Raw genomic sequence first — 17,624 nt, forward strand, 5'->3', positions numbered from 1 at the left:
GTTGAGCTGTTCTTTAAGGCGATTAAGCAGAATCTCAAATTAAAAGCGTTTCTAGGCCGCAGCAGGAACGCAATTCAGACACAAATCTGGATTGCGATGATCGCCTATTTATTGGTGAGTTTCGCTCGACATTTAGGAAAAACAGGTTGGACAGTTCAACGTTTACTCAGAATAATTCAAGTGAATTTGTTTGAAAGAAGAACTTTAAAAGCTTTATTTTCACCCGATAAAATACCCATAAAACAAGAGGAAGCTCAAATGAGCTTCCTCTTGTGAAAAATTGTGGGACAGCAATGACCTCCGGGTTGCTTTTTTTGTTCCTGATCGGGATGGATTTGGAGTCATTACAAGGTTGGCGTATATCTAGAAGTTCGGGTGTTTTAGAATAAACAAAAGTTGAGTCAATGAAATTGCAAAATTTTAGGAGCTCAGGATGAAAATCACTTTATATAAAATAGGCTGGATCGGTTGTATCTTATGTTTGAATCTGGGGTTATTTGCCTGTCAGCCTCAAACCTCTTCAGTCACTACATCCGCGCAATCAGAAGACACGGGGCAAATTCAGTCCAAAACAATTCCGGTTAAAGATGCTAATCAGGTCGTGTGTGAAATCGAAGGTTGTGTGCGTTTTGATTTGCAGACTGTAGATACCAATATAAGCTGGATTGATCAGTATTTTATGGAGCGGATCCAGCGTACTGAGCCGGTCGCTTTTAGCAAAGTGACCAGTAATAAAATTAAAGCAAAGGATGAGCCGAAATTTATTGATCAGCGTTCCATTCAGGTGAGTTACCTGAATCAGCATGCTCATCTAGCTACTTTTATCTTCAAAACTACTCATCAGCCTGAACGTGCCCAGTCACAATCTCATAGTGAATATGTCAATCTAGATATAAAACAGAAGAAACGTCTAGCTCTTCATCAGGTTGTGCGCGGTAATACAGATGAAAAACTGAAACAGGCTCTATATCAAGCAAATAAAGACTGGCTAGATCGCTATCAAATCACCCAGCAGAAATTAGCATTGAGCGACAATTATTATTTTGACGGTCAGGGCTTGGTACTGGTTTATCCGGCAGGTGAGTTGAGTAAGCCAATCAGTGACATGGCAGAATTAAAAGTACCTTATACAGCATTAAGCGAGATCATCCGGCCTGAATATTTATCGCTTTTGCCTCAAACAAGCCTTTAAATATTGCGCTAATAAACTCCAGCCGGTAGGTCAGTCACTGTATTTTTTGACGTTAAGAGCTTACACTATAGCCAGTTTTTTTCTTATCCAAAGATTGGCTATGATCGACCCGAAATTACTTAGAAATAATATTGAGGCTGTAAATTTAGCCTTGGCAAAACGTGGTGTTCAACTGAATGTTGAGGAGTGGGCATCATTAGAAGCTCGACGTAAAGAGATTCAATCCAAAACTGAATCCTTGCAAGCTGAGCGTAATGCCGGTGCCAAGCAAGTGGGTCAGATCAAAAAAGCAGGTGGCGATGCCTCTGAAATTATGGCACGCATGGCTGCGATTGGTGATGAAATTAAGGCTGCTGAAGCTGCTCTGGCTGAACTGCAAGCTGAACTAGAAGAAAAATCACTGTCTATTCCAAACCTTCCAGATGAATCTGTACCTGAAGGTAAAGATGAAAATGACAATGTGGAAGTCCTGAAATGGGGTACACCACGCGAATTTGATTTTGAAATCAAAGACCATACTGACCTGGGCGAAATGATGGGCGGTCTGGAATTTGAAACTGCGACCAAACTGACCGGTTCACGTTTCAGCGTTCTGAAAGGTCCTTTAGCGCGTCTGCAACGTGCGATTACCCAGTTTATGCTGGATACGCATACCACTAAAAATGGCTATACCGAAGCCTATGTTCCTTATTTGGTGAATGCAGACTCTCTACGCGGTACTGGTCAGTTACCGAAATTTGAAGAAGACCTGTTCAAGTTGCAAGGCGAGAAAGAATTCTATCTGATTCCAACGGCTGAAGTACCTGTAACCAACTTCGTACGTGATGAAATCATTGATGCCGACCGTCTGCCACTAAAATATGCAGCACATACCCCATGTTTCCGTAGTGAAGCCGGTTCTTATGGCCGTGACACCCGTGGTCTGATCCGTCAGCACCAGTTCGACAAAGTTGAAATGGTTCAGATCGTTAAACCTGAAGACTCTATGCAGGCACTGGAAGAGTTAACTGGTCATGCAGAAGGTATTTTGCAGGCATTAGGTCTGCCATACCGTAAAATCATTCTGTGTGGCGGTGATATGGGCTTTGGTGCGTGCAAAACTTATGACCTTGAAGTCTGGGTACCAAGCCAAAATACATATCGTGAAATTTCATCTTGCTCAAATATGTGGGATTTCCAGGCACGCCGTATGAAAGCGCGTTACCGTGCTGACCAGAAAAAAACTGAATTCGTGCATACGTTGAATGGTTCAGGCCTGGCTGTAGGTCGTACTTTACTGGCGGTCATGGAAAACTATCAACGTGCTGATGGTTCAATTGAGGTCCCTGAAGTACTGCGTCCGTATATGGGTGGTGCAACTTATATCGACTAAATTTCGGTGTATGCACCAAAATGTGCATGAAAATTGCTTAGACAGTCAGATTTAAAACTTTTTGAGGCATTTTGTGGATATCTTTCCAATCTCGTTAAAGTTGCAACAGCAACCTTGTCTGATTGTCGGTGGTGGACATATTGCATACCGTAAAGCGGTATTGCTACAGAAAGCAGGGGCAGTCATTTCGGTGGTTGCACCTGAGATTGAAGCGAGACTGCTTGAGATTGTTCAAGCGACCGCCGGTCAATATGTTCAGGCACCTTTCAATTCTGAAATTCCTCTACGTTCCTACCGTCTGGTGATTGCAGCGACCAATGATGCTGGAGTCAACCGTCAGGTATTTGAAGACTGTGAAGCCGAAAATGTGCTGGTCAACAGTGTTGATGATCCACCACATTGCCGTTTCATGGTACCAGCGATTATCGACCGCTCACCACTGATTATTTCAGTCGCGAGTAACGGTACTTCACCGGTATTGTCTCGTCAGATCCGCACTCAGCTTGAAGCTACCATTCCGCATGGTATGGGTAAACTGGCTGAGTTCTCTGGTAAGTGGCGTAGTGCAGTTAAAGCCAAGATCACTAATCCCGATGAACGCCGTATCTTCTGGGAAGATTTATATGCCAGTCCTTTGAAAGAACAGATATTTAATGACAATCTGGCTGAAGCTGACCGTCTGATTGAACAAGCCTTAAATGAATGGCAAAAGCCAAAAGGTGAGGTTTATCTGGTCGGTGCTGGACCGGGTGATCCAGAGTTATTGACGCTAAAAGCCTTACGTTTGATGCAACAAGCCGATGTGGTGATCTATGACCGTTTGGTCTCTGCACCAATTATGGATCTCTGTCGCCGTGATGCAGAGAAGATCTATGTCGGTAAGGCGCGGTCTAATCATGCAGTGCCACAAGAAGGAATTAATGCCTTACTGGTGAAATATGCCAGCGAAGGCAAGCGCGTTTGTCGTCTAAAAGGCGGTGATCCGTTTATCTTTGGTCGTGGCGGTGAAGAGATTGAAGAGCTGTTTGCTGCTGGCGTGGCCTTTCAGGTCGTGCCTGGCATTACTGCAGCTTCAGGCTGTTCAGCTTATGCTGGTATTCCGCTCACTCATCGTGATTATGCGCAAAGCGTGCGCTTCCTGACAGGTCATTTAAAAGAAGGTTCACCAGAGCTGCCTTGGAATGAACTGGTCTATGAAAACCAGACCTTAGTACTATATATGGGACTGGTTGGACTGGAAAAAATCTGTGCACAATTGATTGAGCATGGTCAGCGTCCAGATATGCCAGTAGCCCTAGTCTCAAAAGGCACCACACCAGAGCAAAAAGTCGTGGTGGGAACGCTCCAAGATATTGCATCGAAAGTGAATGAGCACCATATTCAGGCACCAACCTTGACCATTATTGGTGAAGTGGTGCGTTTACGTGAAAAATTGAAGTGGTCCTAAACGGCCATTGGACTCCCAAAAGTAGAGAAAAGCTGTGATCCATGTTGTTTTATATGAACCTGAAATTCCTGCCAATACAGGTAATATTATTCGCCTATGCGCAAATACGGGAGCACAGTTACATTTGGTCAAGCCACTTGGCTTTGAACTGGATGATAAAAAACTAAGACGTGCCGGTCTCGATTATCATGAATATGCCAATATGCAGATTTGGGAAAATATTGATGACTGTCTGGCCGATCTGGCTGCTAAGGGCGTAGGTGTAGATGCAGTTTATCCGCTGACCACCAAAGGTTTTGAAACCCCGCATACCTCAGATCTAAATCGTTCTGTAGCCTTGTTGATGGGACCAGAAACTCGTGGCTTGCCAGAGCATGTACGTATGATGTTCCCGAAAGAGCATTGGATTCGTCTGCCAATGGCAGAGAATTCACGTAGCTTGAACTTGTCTAATGCGACTGCTGTGATTGTCTATGAAGCATGGCGTCAGCAGGGTTTTAAACCGCTTTAAGTTTATCGTACCAATTTAAAAAGCTGCCTAAGGGCAGCTTTTTTATTTTATGTAACAGATGTGGGTACATATTAGGTCTTTCAGGTAATCTTGTAGATAAGCTCTTGAGAATGTAGAAAAAAGGAACAAGATGTGAAAAAAGGATGGTTTTTAGCAGGCTGTAGTACGTTGTTGCTGGCCAGCATGATGACACAGGCTCAAGAAGCGCCACAGCAATTAGTATCATTACAAGATACAGTTCAGCCCATTACTCAGGAAGAAATCCGCCAAGGGCTGGCAGCGATGCAACAGCGCTTGAATAGCCGCATTGAGCAGTGGGGTAAAACCCTTAGACGTGATGATTTCGAGTGGACTTGGCGTGGACGTCAGATGAAACCTGCCAAACGTCAGGAAGTTTGCGATATTTTTCAGGGCGTGGTGAATGAAATGTATCAAATGGCAGTGAAAAACAAGGCTCGGCTCAGTCCGGAAGATCAGAAACTATTATCCAATCGTGATCTGTTTATTGAAAAACTGGGCTTTCAGAATAACCGGGTAAATACCCAGATGGGCTTCGATTGTCGTCTGCAATAAGCTCAGTCTATTATCCAAGAAAATAAAAAAGGCGCATAAAGCGCCTTTTTTAGGTATGAACAATATCGATTATTCAAACTCGTTATGTTGTGGAGCAGGGTGCTTAAAGCCCTTGGTTTTATAACCCAGGTACAAAATACCGAACATCGCCCACCATAAACCGTATTTCAGTGCAGTTTCTTCAATTTCCAGCCACATCGCAAAGATGCTGATAAAACCAAGCATCGGGATGACCACAAAGCTGAAAATATCTTTTGCAGTTTTAGTACGACCATCACGCAGTGCATAACGGGAAATCACTGACAGGTTCACGAATGTAAACGCAGTCAAGGCACCGAAGCTAATCATTGAAATCACGATATCCAGATCCATGAAGCCAGCAGTTAAGGCCACTGCACCTACAATCAGAATGTTGTAGTTTGGTGTATAGCTTTTCGGACTGATATGACCAAAGATTTTCTTGTTGATCACGCCATCACGGCCCATGACATACATCAGACGAGATACACCTGCATGAGCAGAGATACCAGACGCCATTACGGTAATGATCGCAAAAGTCAGAACATAAGACTGGAACAGTGAGCCGCCTACAAGAAGCAGAATTTCTGGCTGAGTTTCAGCAATATTCTTGAAGTAAGAACCCGGTGTAGAAGGGAAGTACAGCTGCATGAAATAAGTGCTGATAATGAAAATCACACCAGCGATTAAAGCAGTCAAGAAAATCGCTTTAGGCAAGGTGTTTTCAGTATCTTTGGTTTCTTCTGCCAGAGAGCTTAAAGAGTCAAAACCGGTGAATGAGAAGCACAGTAAGGTCGCACCAGTAATCAGGGCGCCTACCGAAGTCAGTTCATTCCAGAACGGTTCAAGACTCCAAAGCTGGTAACGCTGTTCAGCTGTAATCGGACCATCAGCATTGAAACCGGCCTGCAGTTTGGTAAAGACCATCCAGGTAAAGATACCGATCACCAGTAACTGTACCAGTACGATCAAACTGTTAAAGTTTGCCACGAAGCGTGCACCGCGCAGGTTTACCCCGGTCATGAAGGCAGTCAGCACGATTACCCAGACCCAGTGGTTCACATCAGGAAACAGTGCTTCAAGATAGATCACTGCCAGGATGATGTTCACCATTGGTGATAACAGATAATCCAGCCAGGAAGACCAGCCCACCATGAAGCCAATATTCGGGTGAATCGATTTTTGGGCATAGGTATAGGCCGAACCCGAAGAAGGGTAGCGGCGAATCATGTGACCATAGCTGATCGATGTAAACAAAATTGCAATTAGGGCAATGATGTAAGAAGTAGGAACATGCAAATGACTTTCTTCAGATACCAAACCAAAAGTATCAAATAAGGTCATTGGTTGAATGTAAGCTAAACCAATAATAATGATGTGCCAGAGCCCTAGCGTTTTTTGCAGTTTAGCTGCCGATTGAGTCCCAGAGAAATTTGTCAACGGCGTTATCCTCTTAATCGTTGATCAAGGATCAGTCATATTTAATAAGGATCGTTTGAGACGAACGATCCCCCCTACAATTTTCTATAAAAGCGCGCCAATCTACTTTAAAATTACGGCTTTTACTAGCTATTTTTTGAATTTAGGCCTGCACGAAATGTGCCATTCGAAGCAAAAAACGGCGATTTCCTGCAAGATAAAAGCCCGATGTCTAAAAAAACATCAGGCTTAAATTTTTCGCTATATTGGCTTATTTTTCAGTAATTACCAAGCCTTTTTTAAGATAGATTTCAAATCTTCCAAACTGGCTTCTTTTGGGTTGTAAATGATGGAACCATCATTTAATGCTTTTTCAGCAACTTCATCCAGCTGTGCTTCAGAAATCTTACCTGTTTCACTTAATGTGCGCGGTAATTTGGTCAAGCTATAGATTCGATCACGCATGGTTAAAATTGTAGCAATGGTCTTGTCTGCACGTAAGTGTGCTGGTGTTTGTGCATAGATGTCTGCACCCGCCAATGGCAGCAGCAGCTCGGCAATCTTGTCGCCATTCACTTCCTTGTTGTATTCCAGTACATAAGGCAGGAACAGATTCATACATAGGCCATGCGGCAAATGCGCGACTGCACCTAGAGCATGTCCAAGGGAGTGCACCAGACCCACCATTGAATTGGAGAAGGCAATTCCGGCCATGGTAGAGGCCTGAGCCAGCTCCAGACGACCTTGGGCATCAGTTGGGTTGTCGAGTACGTTAAATAGGTTGGCACTGACCTTTTTCACGGCAGCTGTGGAATAGGCATCTGAAATTGGATTGGCTGCCATACAGGTGTAGGCTTCTACAGCATGTGTCATCGCATCCATGGCTGTCATGGCAGTCAGATGCGGTGGCAGGGTCTGAGTCATACGTGGATCCAGAATCGCTGCATGCGGCATCAGATAATAAGATGCGAATGGCATTTTCACATTCTTTTCGGTATCCGATACCACAGCAACCATGGTCACTTCAGAACCGGTACCAGAAGTCGTAGGAATTACGAAAAATGGCTTCAGCGGTTTAGGCAGGTTATGCGCACCAGAATATTTGAGTAAGTCGTCACCACCTTCAGAGACCAAAATATTGGTCGCTTTTGAGGTATCAATCACTGAACCGCCGCCAACAGCAATAATGGCATCGCAATCATGATCACGATAAAGCTGTGCTGCGCTGCGCACTGTACCTAAACTGGAGTCTGGCGGGACATCATCGAAAATCGCTGCAATTTTGGCATCGGTCGATTCAAAAGCAGCTTCAATCGGTGCCAGCAGGTTATTGGCACGTACACCTTTATCGGTAATGATCAATGGACATTTGGCACCTAAAGTGGCCAGTTCAAAAGGAATGTGTTCTAACGCGGCATGACCAGCAATTACTTTGACTGGGCAGAAAAATTCATAATAAGGTTTTGCCATGTTATACACTCCGTTTCAAATAAGATTGAGCGACTTTTAAGTAGATGCTGCTCGCTTCCATGATTTTATCTTTGAGTCCCAGATTATTCGGGTATTCTTTTACTGCCAGTTGCGCCACCATTTTCGGCAAGATCAGCGCTTCCATTTTATTCAGGCAACGTACCAGACGGATCGCATAGGAAATATCACCATCGGCAATCATGCGGTCATTGGCAAAGGCCTGAGACGTGCTTTCCTGAAAGGAAAACACCAGAAAGGCATGATGCAGATGCTTAAAGGTAATGGTCAGGTCTGGCTTGATGCTGCTGTCTTTGACCAGTTCCAGCTGATGTTGTTCCGTGACCCGGGCAACGAAGGCCGGGCCATGCGGAAAAACATTCATTGAAAGCCTAAAATTGGCGGGAAACTGGGCAACTTCCTGTTTGATTTCTGGGTCTACCTGACTTGCCATAACCAAGCCACGACCAATGATATCCATCATCAGTTTGACATAGGCAAGCTGCAAAGCGGGTTTTACGGATTTTGTCGCAATCACGTGATGATCCCTATCTTGATATTATTGGTTTAGAGTAATTACTCTAATTTATTTATTGTTAAAATGCAAAGGCTTTATCTTTGCTCGACGTTCACCTGCTTAAAGTAACCGCTGCTGCTTAAAGTTTCAATAATTTCAACACACAAGTCATTAAACTTTGGCGGGTTGCTGACGAGGTCATTAATTCGCACCATTTCCAGGCCTGCATAGCCGCACGGGTTGATGGTATGGAAACCAGTCAGGTCGCAATCAATATTTAAAGATAAGCCATGATAGCTACGGCCTTTACGGATTTTAAAGCCGAGAGAACCAATTTTACGTTCATTCACATAGACGCCCGGAGCATCGGGTTTGGCATAGGCTTCAATCTCATGCTTTTTAAGTAGTTCAATCATCAGGTTTTCGGCATAAGACACCAATGTACGGACATTCCAGCTTAGACGGTTCAGGTCAAACATAAAGTATGCGACGAGCTGACCAGGACCATGCCAAGTGACTTGACCACCACGGTCGGTTTGAATGACAGGAATATCAGTTGGAATCAGGATATGTTCCGGTTTACCGGCCTGACCTTGGGTCAGTACATCATGGTGCTGCAAAATCCATAACTCATCAGGCGTATTTTCATCACGGTTTTCCGTGAAGCTTTTCATTTCCAGAAAACGGTCTTCGTAGGGAGTCAGGTTATTATATTGACGGATAATCAGGGAGGGTTTTTGAACCGCAGCTGTCACAGTGTGCGTCCTTAGAAAATTAAATCATACTGCAAATAATTATAATGATTTCAGCAATAGATAGGGGAGAGATTCGTAGTAATTGTTGGTGAGCTAGTCACACATATAAAAAACACGCCCGAAAGCGTGTTTTTTAATTTGCCAAGGTTGGAGCAGAATAATCTTAAAGTGCAGTCTTGATTAGTGGGCAAGCTGCAAGATCAGCATATACGGCATGCACCTGTTCCAGTTCAAGGAAACGTAGCTGAGCAGTGATCGAATGATATTTACCAGTACGAGATGGAGTGATGCTTACGCTATCGCCATCAAAGTCAGGGAAATGCTTGGTAAAAATCTCAACGACTGCATCCAGCAGTTCTTCACCTGCCAGGCCAATGAGTTTGATTGGGTAATCCATTGGAAAAACCCAAAGATCTTCGCGGAGTTCACGAGATGGTGTACGGTCTAACATGTAGTCCCCCTATTCGAAACGCCTGCATAGCGCAGGCGTTTGGGTGTATTGCAATACAAAATGGAGACGAGAGATGAAATTTCAAGTCTCCAAAATTGTATTAAATCTTAATCATTTTCCAGGAATGAACGCAGGTGTTCAGAACGGGAAGGGTGACGTAACTTACGCAGTGCTTTCGCTTCAATCTGACGGATACGTTCACGGGTTACATCGAACTGTTTACCGACTTCTTCTAAAGTATGATCCGTTGGCATGTCGATACCGAAACGCATTTTCAGGACTTTCGCTTCACGTTCAGTCAGGTTTTCCAGCACTTCGCGAGTCGCTTCTTTCAAGCCTTCTGAAGTTGCAGCATCAACAGGAGAGGTGATGTTGCTGTCTTCAATGAAGTCACCCAAATGCGAATCTTCATCATCACCGATCGGTGTTTCCATCGAAATCGGTTCTTTAGCGATTTTCAGTACTTTACGAACCTTCACTTCGTCCATTTCCAGACGTTCGCCTAGTTCTTCCGGAGTCGGTTCACGGCCCATTTCCTGAAGCAATTGACGAGATACACGGTTGATCTTGTTAATCGTTTCAATCATGTGTACTGGAATACGAATGGTACGTGCCTGATCCGCGATTGAACGGGTAATTGCCTGACGAATCCACCAGGTTGCATAAGTCGAGAACTTGTAACCACGACGGTATTCAAATTTGTCTACCGCTTTCATCAGACCGATGTTACCTTCCTGAATCAGATCCAAGAACTGCAGACCACGGTTGGTATATTTCTTCGCGATCGAAATCACCAGACGTAAGTTTGCTTCAACCATCTCTTTCTTGGCACGACGCGCTTTCGCTTCACCGACTGCCATACGTTTGGCAATGTCTTTGATGTCACGAACTTTAAGATCAAGATCTTTTTCGATATCTGCAATTTTTTGCTGGAAGGCCAATACGTCAGGACGTACTTTTTCCAGATAAGCTTTCTGATCAGCAGGTGCTTTCGCAATCTGCTCATCTAACCAGGCTGGATTCGATTCCTGACCCGGGAAGGTTGTACGGAACTGGGTGCGGTCCATACGGCCACGACGGACGGCATAACGCATCACTTCACGTTCTGCACCACGGATCTGGTCATGTGTGCCACGAATCATTTCAGAAATGATATCGAACAGACGCGGCGTGAACTTGAACATCATGAACACAGTAGCAAGCGCTTGAAGTGCTTCTTCTGCTTCTTTGCTGTTACGGCCGTGTTTTTCCAGTACCGCTTTGGTATTTTTCCAGGCATCGGAAAGTTCGGCAAAACGAACTTTGGCAATTTCTGGATCTGGGCCTGAGTCACCTTCAGAATCGTCATCGCTATCAGACTCTTCATCTTCCTCGTCATCATCCAGTTTTACATCTTTGGTTGACTTGGTCGTTGCTTCTTCGTCTTCTTCGATTTCAGCGACTTCTTCCAGGACTTCTGGAATTTCTTCATCTGATTCAGGGTCTAAATAACCTGACAGAATGTCAGCAAGGCGGCGTTCGCCAGCTTCATAATCTTTGTATTCTTGTAGTACAACTTCTACAGCATTCGGCCAGTAAGCAATAGAGTGAAGAACGTCTCGGATACCTTCTTCAATGCGTTTTGCAATGCTAATTTCGCCTTCACGCGTTAAAAGTTCAACGGTACCCATTTCACGCATGTACATACGTACAGGGTCAGTCGTACGACCTGGTTCGTTTTCTACAGATGCAAGTACAGCCGCAGCTTCTTCTTCTGCAACTTCATCAGCAGCTTCTGCAGTATCCTCGAACATTGCATCATCAGATTCAGGCGCACGATCATGGACAGGAATACCCACATCATTCAGCATTTGAATGATGTCTTCAATCTGTTCGCTTTCTGTGATGGAGTCCGGGAGATGATCGTTAACCTCAGCGAAGGTTAAGTAACCTTGTTCTTTGCCTCGGCTAATCAGAGCCGCTACTTGAGAAGTAGGGGAAGTCATATCGCTCATCTTTGCTTACTCTTCGTTGAATCTGTGGCAGTGAAAAACCGTGCATGATAGCACAATTCACCTGAAATAGTTTTGGAATTGATCAGTCAAGCATGATTTTATAAATATGTTTGAATAACAATTGAATATCGATATTGGGTCTAAGTTTATCTTTTCAAGTGTATTTCCCAATCTAATTTTAGAAACGTCCCTCATCCATGGGATAAAAAGCGTTCACTATCTAACCAGCTAATAAATACACAATTATGCTGTAGAAAAACAAGAGCCAACTAGTATAAACATACAAAATATATAAATAAAACTTGACAAGTTTTTAAAGGCAAGATAAATAGCGCCTAGACCCATTTACATTTTTCACTACGAGGTAGTTTTAGTGTCTTCGACAGATTTTGAACTAGATGATAGCTACGGTGATGATGATGTTAATTTCGATGAGGCATCGAGTAAGCTAAGTGCGAAAGAGTCGTTGGAAAAACGTCGTCTGATTGATGATCTGCTCTCGCAACGCCGCCTGGAACGCGAACTCAAAGATTTTGATTATGACTTCGACGATGATGACGACTTTGACGACGAAGATTAACGAATTCAGATTTAGCATAGCCTGAATAAATGCTATGCTAATCCTTTCGGTTTTCTAAGTTTGGATGTTAAATGAGTGCTTTAGATTTAGACCTGTTGAGTGAATATCTGGATGGCGACCAAAATGAGTATGGTCTGGATTTTGCGGCAACTCATGGTTTCTTATGTGCTATCGCAGTAGGCCCGCAATTTGACAAATGGATGGATGAACTTTTTGAAGGCAACCAGAAAAAAGTGCCTGCAGAAATCATCAATCAGGTTAAAGCATGGTTAGAGTCAATCCGTCAAAGCTTGGCCAATGAAGAAGGGATCACTTTCCCGTTTGAAATTGAAGAAGCAGATACCGAATCAAGTCTAGGTGACTGGAGCGTGGGCTTTGTAGATGCCATGTTCCTGAACGAAGAAGCCTGGTTTACAGAAGAATTTGAAGAACAGTTGGTCGATTTAACGCTGCCAATTATGGTATTCAGTGGCATCGATGAAGAAGATCCGCAAATGGAATCTTTCCGTCGCAATGGCCAGTTAATGGATGAGCTTGCAGAAGAGATTCCAGAAAACTTGAATGAATTATATCTGATGTACCACACACCAGAATAAGTCATGCGCCGCCATGAAAAAGCACCGTCAGGTGCTTTTTTTAGCTCAGGTGTTTTGTACAACGTTTGGACTAGTGGATGATTTAATCTAAGGTTTATGATCAGCACCGGTACGCTTGCTCAAGCTGTAACGCGCATAGCCATTGTAGGCGATATGGAACAGCAAGGCATGTAAAGCAATACTTGCAGCTACCAGAAACGAATTTGGCCCGCGTCCTGTATAGGCCATCCTTCTATAGATTTCCTCCGTCTGCGGATGCAGCCAGATGACTATAAACAAAAAGATAAATCCGAAGGTCATGGCAATAATCGTGGAACCCCAGACCAGTCTGCTTTTCTCTTCCTGGGTGGGTAGTCGGAGTTCTTTTTTTACAAAGTACCGGGCGCTGAGAAAGGCGGAGGCAATCAGGGCAGGAATCAGCAGAATGGCGCCCAGATTGAACACGTAGATGAGTATGCCGACTATTAAGACCAGAGTCAGATAAACGGTGGCAAAATATTTAAGATAGTGCGACATCGTTTTAGCCTCCTTATGCTGAGGTCTCTTCAGGATGGACGATTTTTACGTTGATGTCTACGGTATAAAACCCAGCCCATGATGATCACGACAATCGCAATAATCACATAACTGACCTGACTGAAGATTTTGTGCATCAATTCCTGATTTTCACCAAAATAAAAACCGACACAGGCCAGGAACGTGGTCCAGATAACAGTACCTAGTCCACTATAGAACATGAATTTCCAGAAAGGCATATGGCTCATGCCAGCCGGAATACTGATAAGGGAACGTACTGCCGGAACCATCCGGCCAAAGAATACAATCCGGTGTCCATACTGCTCGAACCATTCCAGAGATTTTTTCACGTCTTCAGATTTGATAAACAAGAATTTTCCATATCGGTCTATGAATCTGAAAATACTGTCGTGGTTAAATTTATAGCCAATCCAATAGAGCAATGCCGCTGCCAATAACGAACCGATACTGCCTGCAATAATGACTCCAACCAGCAGTAATTCTCCTTGAGATGCGGAATAGCCGGCAGAAGGCATAATAATTTCAGAGGGGATCGGGGGAAAGACATTGTCAAGAAACATGAGCAAGGCAATGCCCCAGTAGCCCAGCTGTTCCATGACAGAAATAATCCATTCAGTCAGATTCATAAAATTGGCAAAATAAAAAATACTGCTTGTATCCTAAGCAGTATTTTTAAGAGGGTAAAGTTAAGTTATATAAATGGCCAAGTGCGGATTAACTATGGGTTAAGGTATAAATGTAAACTTTACGTAAGCTGTAAGCCAGGCAAACTGGCAGAGCACTGAGCAGTAAATAGTGTGCTGCTGTAGCCTCAATATGGTAGCCAATAAACAGGGCAAGAATGGCACCAATGATAGTTCCCAAGATCACAATAAACAGATGTGATTCTGCTTCTAGCTCATCTGTCAGTTGGGTAATACGTTCCAGTTTTGTATTTTCTTTAGGTTGGAATCTAACAATATTATCTGGATCCCGAGCAAGTGAATTGGCCATTTTGTTTTCCTTTTCATTTAAAAAATTAATTAATAATGAAAGACTTATGGTAACAAAGTAATGTGATATAAAGACTATCAAGCTTAGCTGTAAAAATATGCTGTTCTTGGTAAGGGATTGGTAAGTTTTTTATTGCAGATGTAATGCTTATGTAAACAAAAAGCCCTCCGAAGAGGGCTTAGATATTTTTAGTTACAAAACTGGAATTAGAGACGTTTACGTTTTGCAGCCAGAATTTGCGATTGACGCATACGGAAACCTTCTTTTTGTTTCTCGGTAGTTTTATCGATGCAGTACACACAAGATACGCCGTGTTCATAACTTGGCAGCGCTGCCTCTTCAGGCGTTAATGGCCAGCCACACGCATGACATTTGGTATTTTGACCTTCTTCCACACCATGTGTAACTGCAGTACGGCCATCAAATACGAAACATTCACCTTCCCAAAGACTTTCTTCAGCTGGAGTTTCTTCTAGGTATTTCAGAATACCGCCTTTCAGGTGATACACCTCTTTAAAGCCTTCCTGAAGCAATAAAGAAGTTGATTTTTCACAACGAATACCACCGGTACAGAACATGGCAATTTTCTTATCCTTGTGCTGTTCCAGGTTCTTTTTCACGTATTCAGGGAATTCACGGAAAGTTTCAGTTTTTGGATCGATTGCGCCTTTGAAGGTACCGGCTTTGTACTCGTAATCATTACGGGTATCAACCAGAATCACATCATCACGTGCAATCAGCTCGTTCCATTCTTTAGGATCAAGATAATGGCCAACCAGATCTCGTGGCTTAACCGGTACACCTAAAGTCACAATCTCTTTTTTCAGCTTGATCTTCATTTTACGGAATGGTTTGTCAGAGCTATGAGATTCTTTGTATTCCATTTCGTTGAAGCCTTCATCAAGCAGGAACTGGTGTACTTTGTCGATAGCTTCACGGTTACCCGCAACAGTCCCGTTAATGCCTTCACCTGCCACAATTAGAGTACCGCAAAGGTTGATGGTTTTTACCAAGTCTAAAAGACGTTGTTGCAGACCCTCAGGATCTTGAACTTCTTTGAATTGATAAAGTGCGGCAACAACCCAACCAGTCGTCGCTTGCTGTTCTACAGGTGCAAGCTGTTCTACAGTAGCGTTCATGGAATACTCCAACGTAGCATGATAATTTGAAAGGCGCATATTTTAACGTGATTTGAATGAATAAGCGAGTAAAAGGCCGGGTTTTAACGGACTTCAAATCGATAGGGAGAGCGTGTATAGTCATGCCGACCCAGGATTTTGATGCAATGATGCAGATGCTGGAAGTTGCAGCACAGTTGGAGTAAGTTTTGAGTTCGGATCGTCGTATTGCATCTTTAACCCCTTGCGCAGGGCGTTGCTCAACCGTATTTGGGGATGCGGTCTGTCGTGGTTGCCGCCGTTTTAATCATGAAGTGATTCACTGGAATAGTTATAACGCAGATCAACATACTGCAGTCTGGCAGCGGCTGGATGCACAGCTAGATCAGATTTTGGTCCCGATGCTGCCGATGGCGAATCTGGCCAAAGTGGAAACATTTGTCCTGTCTAAACGGGTGCGTCTGCGGGAAGATGCGACTAAAGGTCGTAAGCTTTACCATGCCTTAAAACTCTGTGAAAAGAACCGTCATTTTACTGATGAAAGCGGTTTAGGCATTCATTACAAACAGGTGCGTCCGCTTTGGGATGAATTCGAACGTCGGGTACTGGCACTCGCCAAAGCCAGTTATGACCTGGCTTTTTTACGGGCAGATGGGATCAGCCAGCATCTGATTCATATGCAGGAAGAGGACTAAGTCCTCTTTTTTATTTAGTAAAATCATGATAGCTGAGGAAATGGCATGAATATCAGTGAATATATTCTCTATTGTCTGGCCGTCGTTATCATGATTGCCACACCTGGGCCTGTGATGTTGCTGGTCGCTAGTGCTGGACTGAAAGGTGGCTATAAGCATGCTTTGCAGACCATTTTCGGGACGAATTTTGCTTCTCTGGTATTGATCACCTTATCTATTTTTAGCTTAAAAGGCTTATTGGTCATTAATGAAAACTGGCTGAATGGCATCAAGCTGCTTGGCTGTTTATATATTGCCTGGCTGGGAATCCAGATTTTCCGGGAAGTCTGGCAAGGGCAGGGTTCAACCAGTTCACAAGGCTTGCAGCCAGTACAGGGTGGCTTCCGAACCGGTTTTCTGGTGGGGATCTCCAACCCCAAAGATATTATTTTCTTTGCTGCGTTTTTCCCGCAGTTTATTGGCATTACTCCAAACTTAGATTCCAGCTTAGTGATTCTGACGATCAGCTGGATTGTGCTGGATTTTTTGACTCTGTCATTAGTTTATTTAGGCTTTCAACGCTTTGCTAAATCCAGGCTGTATCCTTATTTGCTTGGTTTGTGCGGTTTGATTTTATTGGTAGTCGCAGTCTATGGAATATTGTCTGTACTCATCTAAAAATATTTATATAAAATAAAAATCCCGGTCTTAAGTCGGGATTTTTTATCTTTACATCTTAGACATTGTGCTGCTGGCGGTAATGCACCAGTTCATCAATAGTGATCACGGTCAGCTGATGAGTCTGTGCATAAGACAATACCTGAATGCCAGAAGCCATGGTGCCATCGGGGTTAGTCAGTTCACACAGAACACCGGCAGGTTTCAGTCCAGCCAGACGTGCAAGATCAATCGTACCTTCGGTATGACCACGACGGGTCAGCACACCGCCTTCACGGGCACGTAAAGGGAAGACATGCCCTGGGCGATTCAGATCACTGGCAACTGCGCCGTCTTTAATGGCTGCTTTAATCGTGGTGGTACGGTCTTTGGCAGATACACCAGTCGTCACACCTTCCGCAGCTTCAATGGTGACAGTAAATGCAGTTTTAAACTGGCTAGAGTTATCCTGCACCATAGGTGGCAGTTCTAAATGATTGGCCAGTTCATCAGTCAGACATAGGCACACAATACCGGAACCATCACGAATCATACGAGCCATGGTTTCTACAGTCAAAGTCTCTGCTGCAATGATGAGGTCGGCTTCATTCTCGCGGTCAAAGTCATCCATCACCAGAACAGGTCTGCCTTGGCGGATGTCTTCGAGTGCTTGTTGGATGCGCTGTTCAGCGGGAGCTAAAGCGGAAAAGAAAATTTCGGGTTGAATCAAACTTGACATTGAAACGCTCACGT

General features: G+C 43.8%; 21 protein-coding genes and 1 pseudogene. 11 read left to right on the forward strand and 11 right to left on the reverse strand.

What is annotated here, in order from left to right:
• From FTU46_RS03790 to FTU46_RS03815, 6 genes and pseudogenes are all read left to right on the forward strand, one after another.
• Window positions 1–276 (forward strand): annotated as a pseudogene (locus tag FTU46_RS03790) (IS4 family transposase); the annotation flags it as partial.
• 157 nt (window positions 277–433) lie between these two features.
• On the forward strand, window positions 434–1,192 hold the full coding sequence (locus FTU46_RS03795) for a DUF3298 domain-containing protein (RefSeq protein ID WP_180104383.1): 759 nt from the start codon (window positions 434–436) through the stop codon (window positions 1,190–1,192).
• A 100-nt stretch (window positions 1,193–1,292) separates the two neighbouring features.
• Complete coding sequence (serS, locus tag FTU46_RS03800) at window positions 1,293–2,564, forward strand: serine--tRNA ligase (protein ID WP_180104384.1); 1,272 nt, start codon at window positions 1,293–1,295, stop codon at window positions 2,562–2,564.
• A 73-nt stretch (window positions 2,565–2,637) separates the two neighbouring features.
• A complete protein-coding gene (gene cysG, locus FTU46_RS03805; protein WP_180104385.1) occupies window positions 2,638–4,011 on the forward strand; it encodes a siroheme synthase CysG in 1,374 nt (457 codons plus the stop codon).
• Between the two features lie 34 nt (window positions 4,012–4,045).
• Entirely contained in the window at window positions 4,046–4,522 is a 477-nt protein-coding gene (locus FTU46_RS03810) for a tRNA (cytidine(34)-2'-O)-methyltransferase (protein WP_180104386.1), read from the forward strand.
• Between the two features lie 183 nt (window positions 4,523–4,705).
• Entirely contained in the window at window positions 4,706–5,095 is a 390-nt protein-coding gene (locus FTU46_RS03815; RefSeq protein ID WP_180104453.1) for a hypothetical protein, read from the forward strand.
• A gap of 69 nt (window positions 5,096–5,164) precedes the next feature.
• Here the strand turns inward: FTU46_RS03815 and FTU46_RS03820 are convergent, their stop codons facing one another.
• The 6 genes from FTU46_RS03820 to rpoD form a co-directional block, all read right to left on the reverse strand.
• On the reverse strand, window positions 5,165–6,553 hold the full coding sequence (locus tag FTU46_RS03820) for an APC family permease (protein ID WP_004784881.1): 1,389 nt from the start codon (window positions 6,551–6,553) through the stop codon (window positions 5,165–5,167).
• Between the two features lie 264 nt (window positions 6,554–6,817).
• Window positions 6,818–8,002, reverse strand: a complete 1,185-nt coding sequence (locus FTU46_RS03825) for an iron-containing alcohol dehydrogenase (protein ID WP_180104387.1) — start codon at window positions 8,000–8,002, stop codon at window positions 6,818–6,820.
• A 1-nt stretch (window position 8,003) separates the two neighbouring features.
• Entirely contained in the window at window positions 8,004–8,537 is a 534-nt protein-coding gene (locus FTU46_RS03830) for a hypothetical protein (protein WP_005236882.1), read from the reverse strand.
• 74 nt (window positions 8,538–8,611) lie between these two features.
• The gene (gene lipB / locus FTU46_RS03835) at window positions 8,612–9,271 is read right to left on the reverse strand and encodes a lipoyl(octanoyl) transferase LipB (RefSeq protein WP_180104388.1); all 660 of its coding nucleotides are present in this window, start codon (window positions 9,269–9,271) and stop codon (window positions 8,612–8,614) included.
• 163 nt (window positions 9,272–9,434) lie between these two features.
• Entirely contained in the window at window positions 9,435–9,722 is a 288-nt protein-coding gene (locus tag FTU46_RS03840; RefSeq protein ID WP_159123449.1) for a YbeD family protein, read from the reverse strand.
• A 107-nt stretch (window positions 9,723–9,829) separates the two neighbouring features.
• Window positions 9,830–11,716 (reverse strand): RNA polymerase sigma factor RpoD, encoded by a 1,887-nt coding sequence (rpoD, locus tag FTU46_RS03845; protein WP_180002122.1) that lies wholly within the window; start codon window positions 11,714–11,716, stop codon window positions 9,830–9,832.
• A gap of 373 nt (window positions 11,717–12,089) precedes the next feature.
• Between rpoD and FTU46_RS03850 the strand changes: the two genes are divergently transcribed.
• Together FTU46_RS03850 and FTU46_RS03855 are read left to right on the forward strand one after the other, a co-directional pair.
• Window positions 12,090–12,296 (forward strand): PA3496 family putative envelope integrity protein, encoded by a 207-nt coding sequence (locus FTU46_RS03850; protein ID WP_004784869.1) that lies wholly within the window; start codon window positions 12,090–12,092, stop codon window positions 12,294–12,296.
• Between the two features lie 71 nt (window positions 12,297–12,367).
• Entirely contained in the window at window positions 12,368–12,892 is a 525-nt protein-coding gene (locus tag FTU46_RS03855; RefSeq protein ID WP_004784868.1) for a YecA family protein, read from the forward strand.
• An 87-nt stretch (window positions 12,893–12,979) separates the two neighbouring features.
• Here FTU46_RS03855 and FTU46_RS03860 read toward each other — a convergent pair whose 3' ends face one another.
• The 4 genes from FTU46_RS03860 to FTU46_RS03875 all read right to left on the reverse strand — a co-directional run bounded on the left by FTU46_RS03860 (window position 12,980) and on the right by FTU46_RS03875 (window position 15,561).
• The gene (locus tag FTU46_RS03860) at window positions 12,980–13,408 is read right to left on the reverse strand and encodes an ABZJ_00895 family protein (protein WP_159123450.1); all 429 of its coding nucleotides are present in this window, start codon (window positions 13,406–13,408) and stop codon (window positions 12,980–12,982) included.
• Between the two features lie 29 nt (window positions 13,409–13,437).
• Window positions 13,438–14,055, reverse strand: a complete 618-nt coding sequence (locus FTU46_RS03865; RefSeq protein ID WP_159123451.1) for a DedA family protein — start codon at window positions 14,053–14,055, stop codon at window positions 13,438–13,440.
• A gap of 88 nt (window positions 14,056–14,143) precedes the next feature.
• Window positions 14,144–14,422, reverse strand: a complete 279-nt coding sequence (locus FTU46_RS03870; RefSeq protein WP_159123452.1) for an FUSC family protein — start codon at window positions 14,420–14,422, stop codon at window positions 14,144–14,146.
• Between the two features lie 206 nt (window positions 14,423–14,628).
• Window positions 14,629–15,561, reverse strand: coding sequence for a rhodanese-related sulfurtransferase (locus FTU46_RS03875; RefSeq protein ID WP_004784858.1), 933 nt, complete (start codon window positions 15,559–15,561; stop codon window positions 14,629–14,631).
• Between the two features lie 56 nt (window positions 15,562–15,617).
• On the opposite strand from FTU46_RS03875, the gene FTU46_RS16670 reads away from it, so the two are divergent.
• The 3 genes from FTU46_RS16670 to FTU46_RS03885 are packed head-to-tail and all read left to right on the forward strand — an operon-like array spanning window position 15,618 to window position 16,892.
• Window positions 15,618–15,746 carry a hypothetical protein gene (locus FTU46_RS16670; RefSeq protein WP_257218376.1) on the forward strand — a complete coding sequence of 43 codons (129 nt, stop codon included), beginning with the start codon at window positions 15,618–15,620 and terminating at the stop codon, window positions 15,744–15,746.
• Between the two features lie 3 nt (window positions 15,747–15,749).
• On the forward strand, window positions 15,750–16,235 hold the full coding sequence (locus FTU46_RS03880; protein ID WP_179992824.1) for a DUF1289 domain-containing protein: 486 nt from the start codon (window positions 15,750–15,752) through the stop codon (window positions 16,233–16,235).
• A 45-nt stretch (window positions 16,236–16,280) separates the two neighbouring features.
• Window positions 16,281–16,892, forward strand: a complete 612-nt coding sequence (locus FTU46_RS03885; RefSeq protein WP_166137851.1) for a LysE family translocator — start codon at window positions 16,281–16,283, stop codon at window positions 16,890–16,892.
• 58 nt (window positions 16,893–16,950) lie between these two features.
• On the opposite strand, the gene ribB is transcribed toward FTU46_RS03885, so the two are convergent.
• Window positions 16,951–17,610: a 3,4-dihydroxy-2-butanone-4-phosphate synthase gene (gene ribB / locus FTU46_RS03890; protein WP_159123456.1), complete on the reverse strand. Its 660-nt coding sequence runs from the start codon at window positions 17,608–17,610 to the stop codon at window positions 16,951–16,953.
• Between the last annotated feature and the right edge of the window lie 14 nt (window positions 17,611–17,624).

The sequence above is a fragment of the Acinetobacter sp. YH12108 genome, assembly GCF_013419055.1.
In the GTDB taxonomy this organism is placed as follows: Bacteria; Pseudomonadota; Gammaproteobacteria; order Pseudomonadales; family Moraxellaceae; genus Acinetobacter.

What these genes read in the sequence shown, in the direction of transcription:
- FTU46_RS03795 (WP_180104383.1), top strand. Translation starts at nt 434, where the DNA reads ATGAAAATCACTTTATATAAAATAGGCTGGATCGGTTGTATCTTATGT.
- serS (WP_180104384.1), top strand. Translation starts at nt 1,293, where the DNA reads ATGATCGACCCGAAATTACTTAGAAATAATATTGAGGCTGTAAATTTA.
- FTU46_RS03815 (WP_180104453.1), top strand. Translation starts at nt 4,706, where the DNA reads ATGATGACACAGGCTCAAGAAGCGCCACAGCAATTAGTATCATTACAA.
- FTU46_RS03825 (WP_180104387.1), bottom strand. Translation starts at nt 8,002, where the DNA reads ATGGCAAAACCTTATTATGAATTTTTCTGCCCAGTCAAAGTAATTGCT.
- FTU46_RS03840 (WP_159123449.1), bottom strand. Translation starts at nt 9,722, where the DNA reads ATGTTAGACCGTACACCATCTCGTGAACTCCGCGAAGATCTTTGGGTT.
- rpoD (WP_180002122.1), bottom strand. Translation starts at nt 11,716, where the DNA reads ATGAGCGATATGACTTCCCCTACTTCTCAAGTAGCGGCTCTGATTAGC.
- FTU46_RS03855 (WP_004784868.1), top strand. Translation starts at nt 12,368, where the DNA reads ATGAGTGCTTTAGATTTAGACCTGTTGAGTGAATATCTGGATGGCGAC.
- FTU46_RS03860 (WP_159123450.1), bottom strand. Translation starts at nt 13,408, where the DNA reads ATGTCGCACTATCTTAAATATTTTGCCACCGTTTATCTGACTCTGGTC.
- FTU46_RS03865 (WP_159123451.1), bottom strand. Translation starts at nt 14,055, where the DNA reads ATGAATCTGACTGAATGGATTATTTCTGTCATGGAACAGCTGGGCTAC.
- FTU46_RS03870 (WP_159123452.1), bottom strand. Translation starts at nt 14,422, where the DNA reads ATGGCCAATTCACTTGCTCGGGATCCAGATAATATTGTTAGATTCCAA.
- FTU46_RS03875 (WP_004784858.1), bottom strand. Translation starts at nt 15,561, where the DNA reads ATGAACGCTACTGTAGAACAGCTTGCACCTGTAGAACAGCAAGCGACG.
- FTU46_RS16670 (WP_257218376.1), top strand. Translation starts at nt 15,618, where the DNA reads ATGAATAAGCGAGTAAAAGGCCGGGTTTTAACGGACTTCAAATCGATA.
- FTU46_RS03885 (WP_166137851.1), top strand. Translation starts at nt 16,281, where the DNA reads ATGAATATCAGTGAATATATTCTCTATTGTCTGGCCGTCGTTATCATG.
- ribB (WP_159123456.1), bottom strand. Translation starts at nt 17,610, where the DNA reads ATGTCAAGTTTGATTCAACCCGAAATTTTCTTTTCCGCTTTAGCTCCC.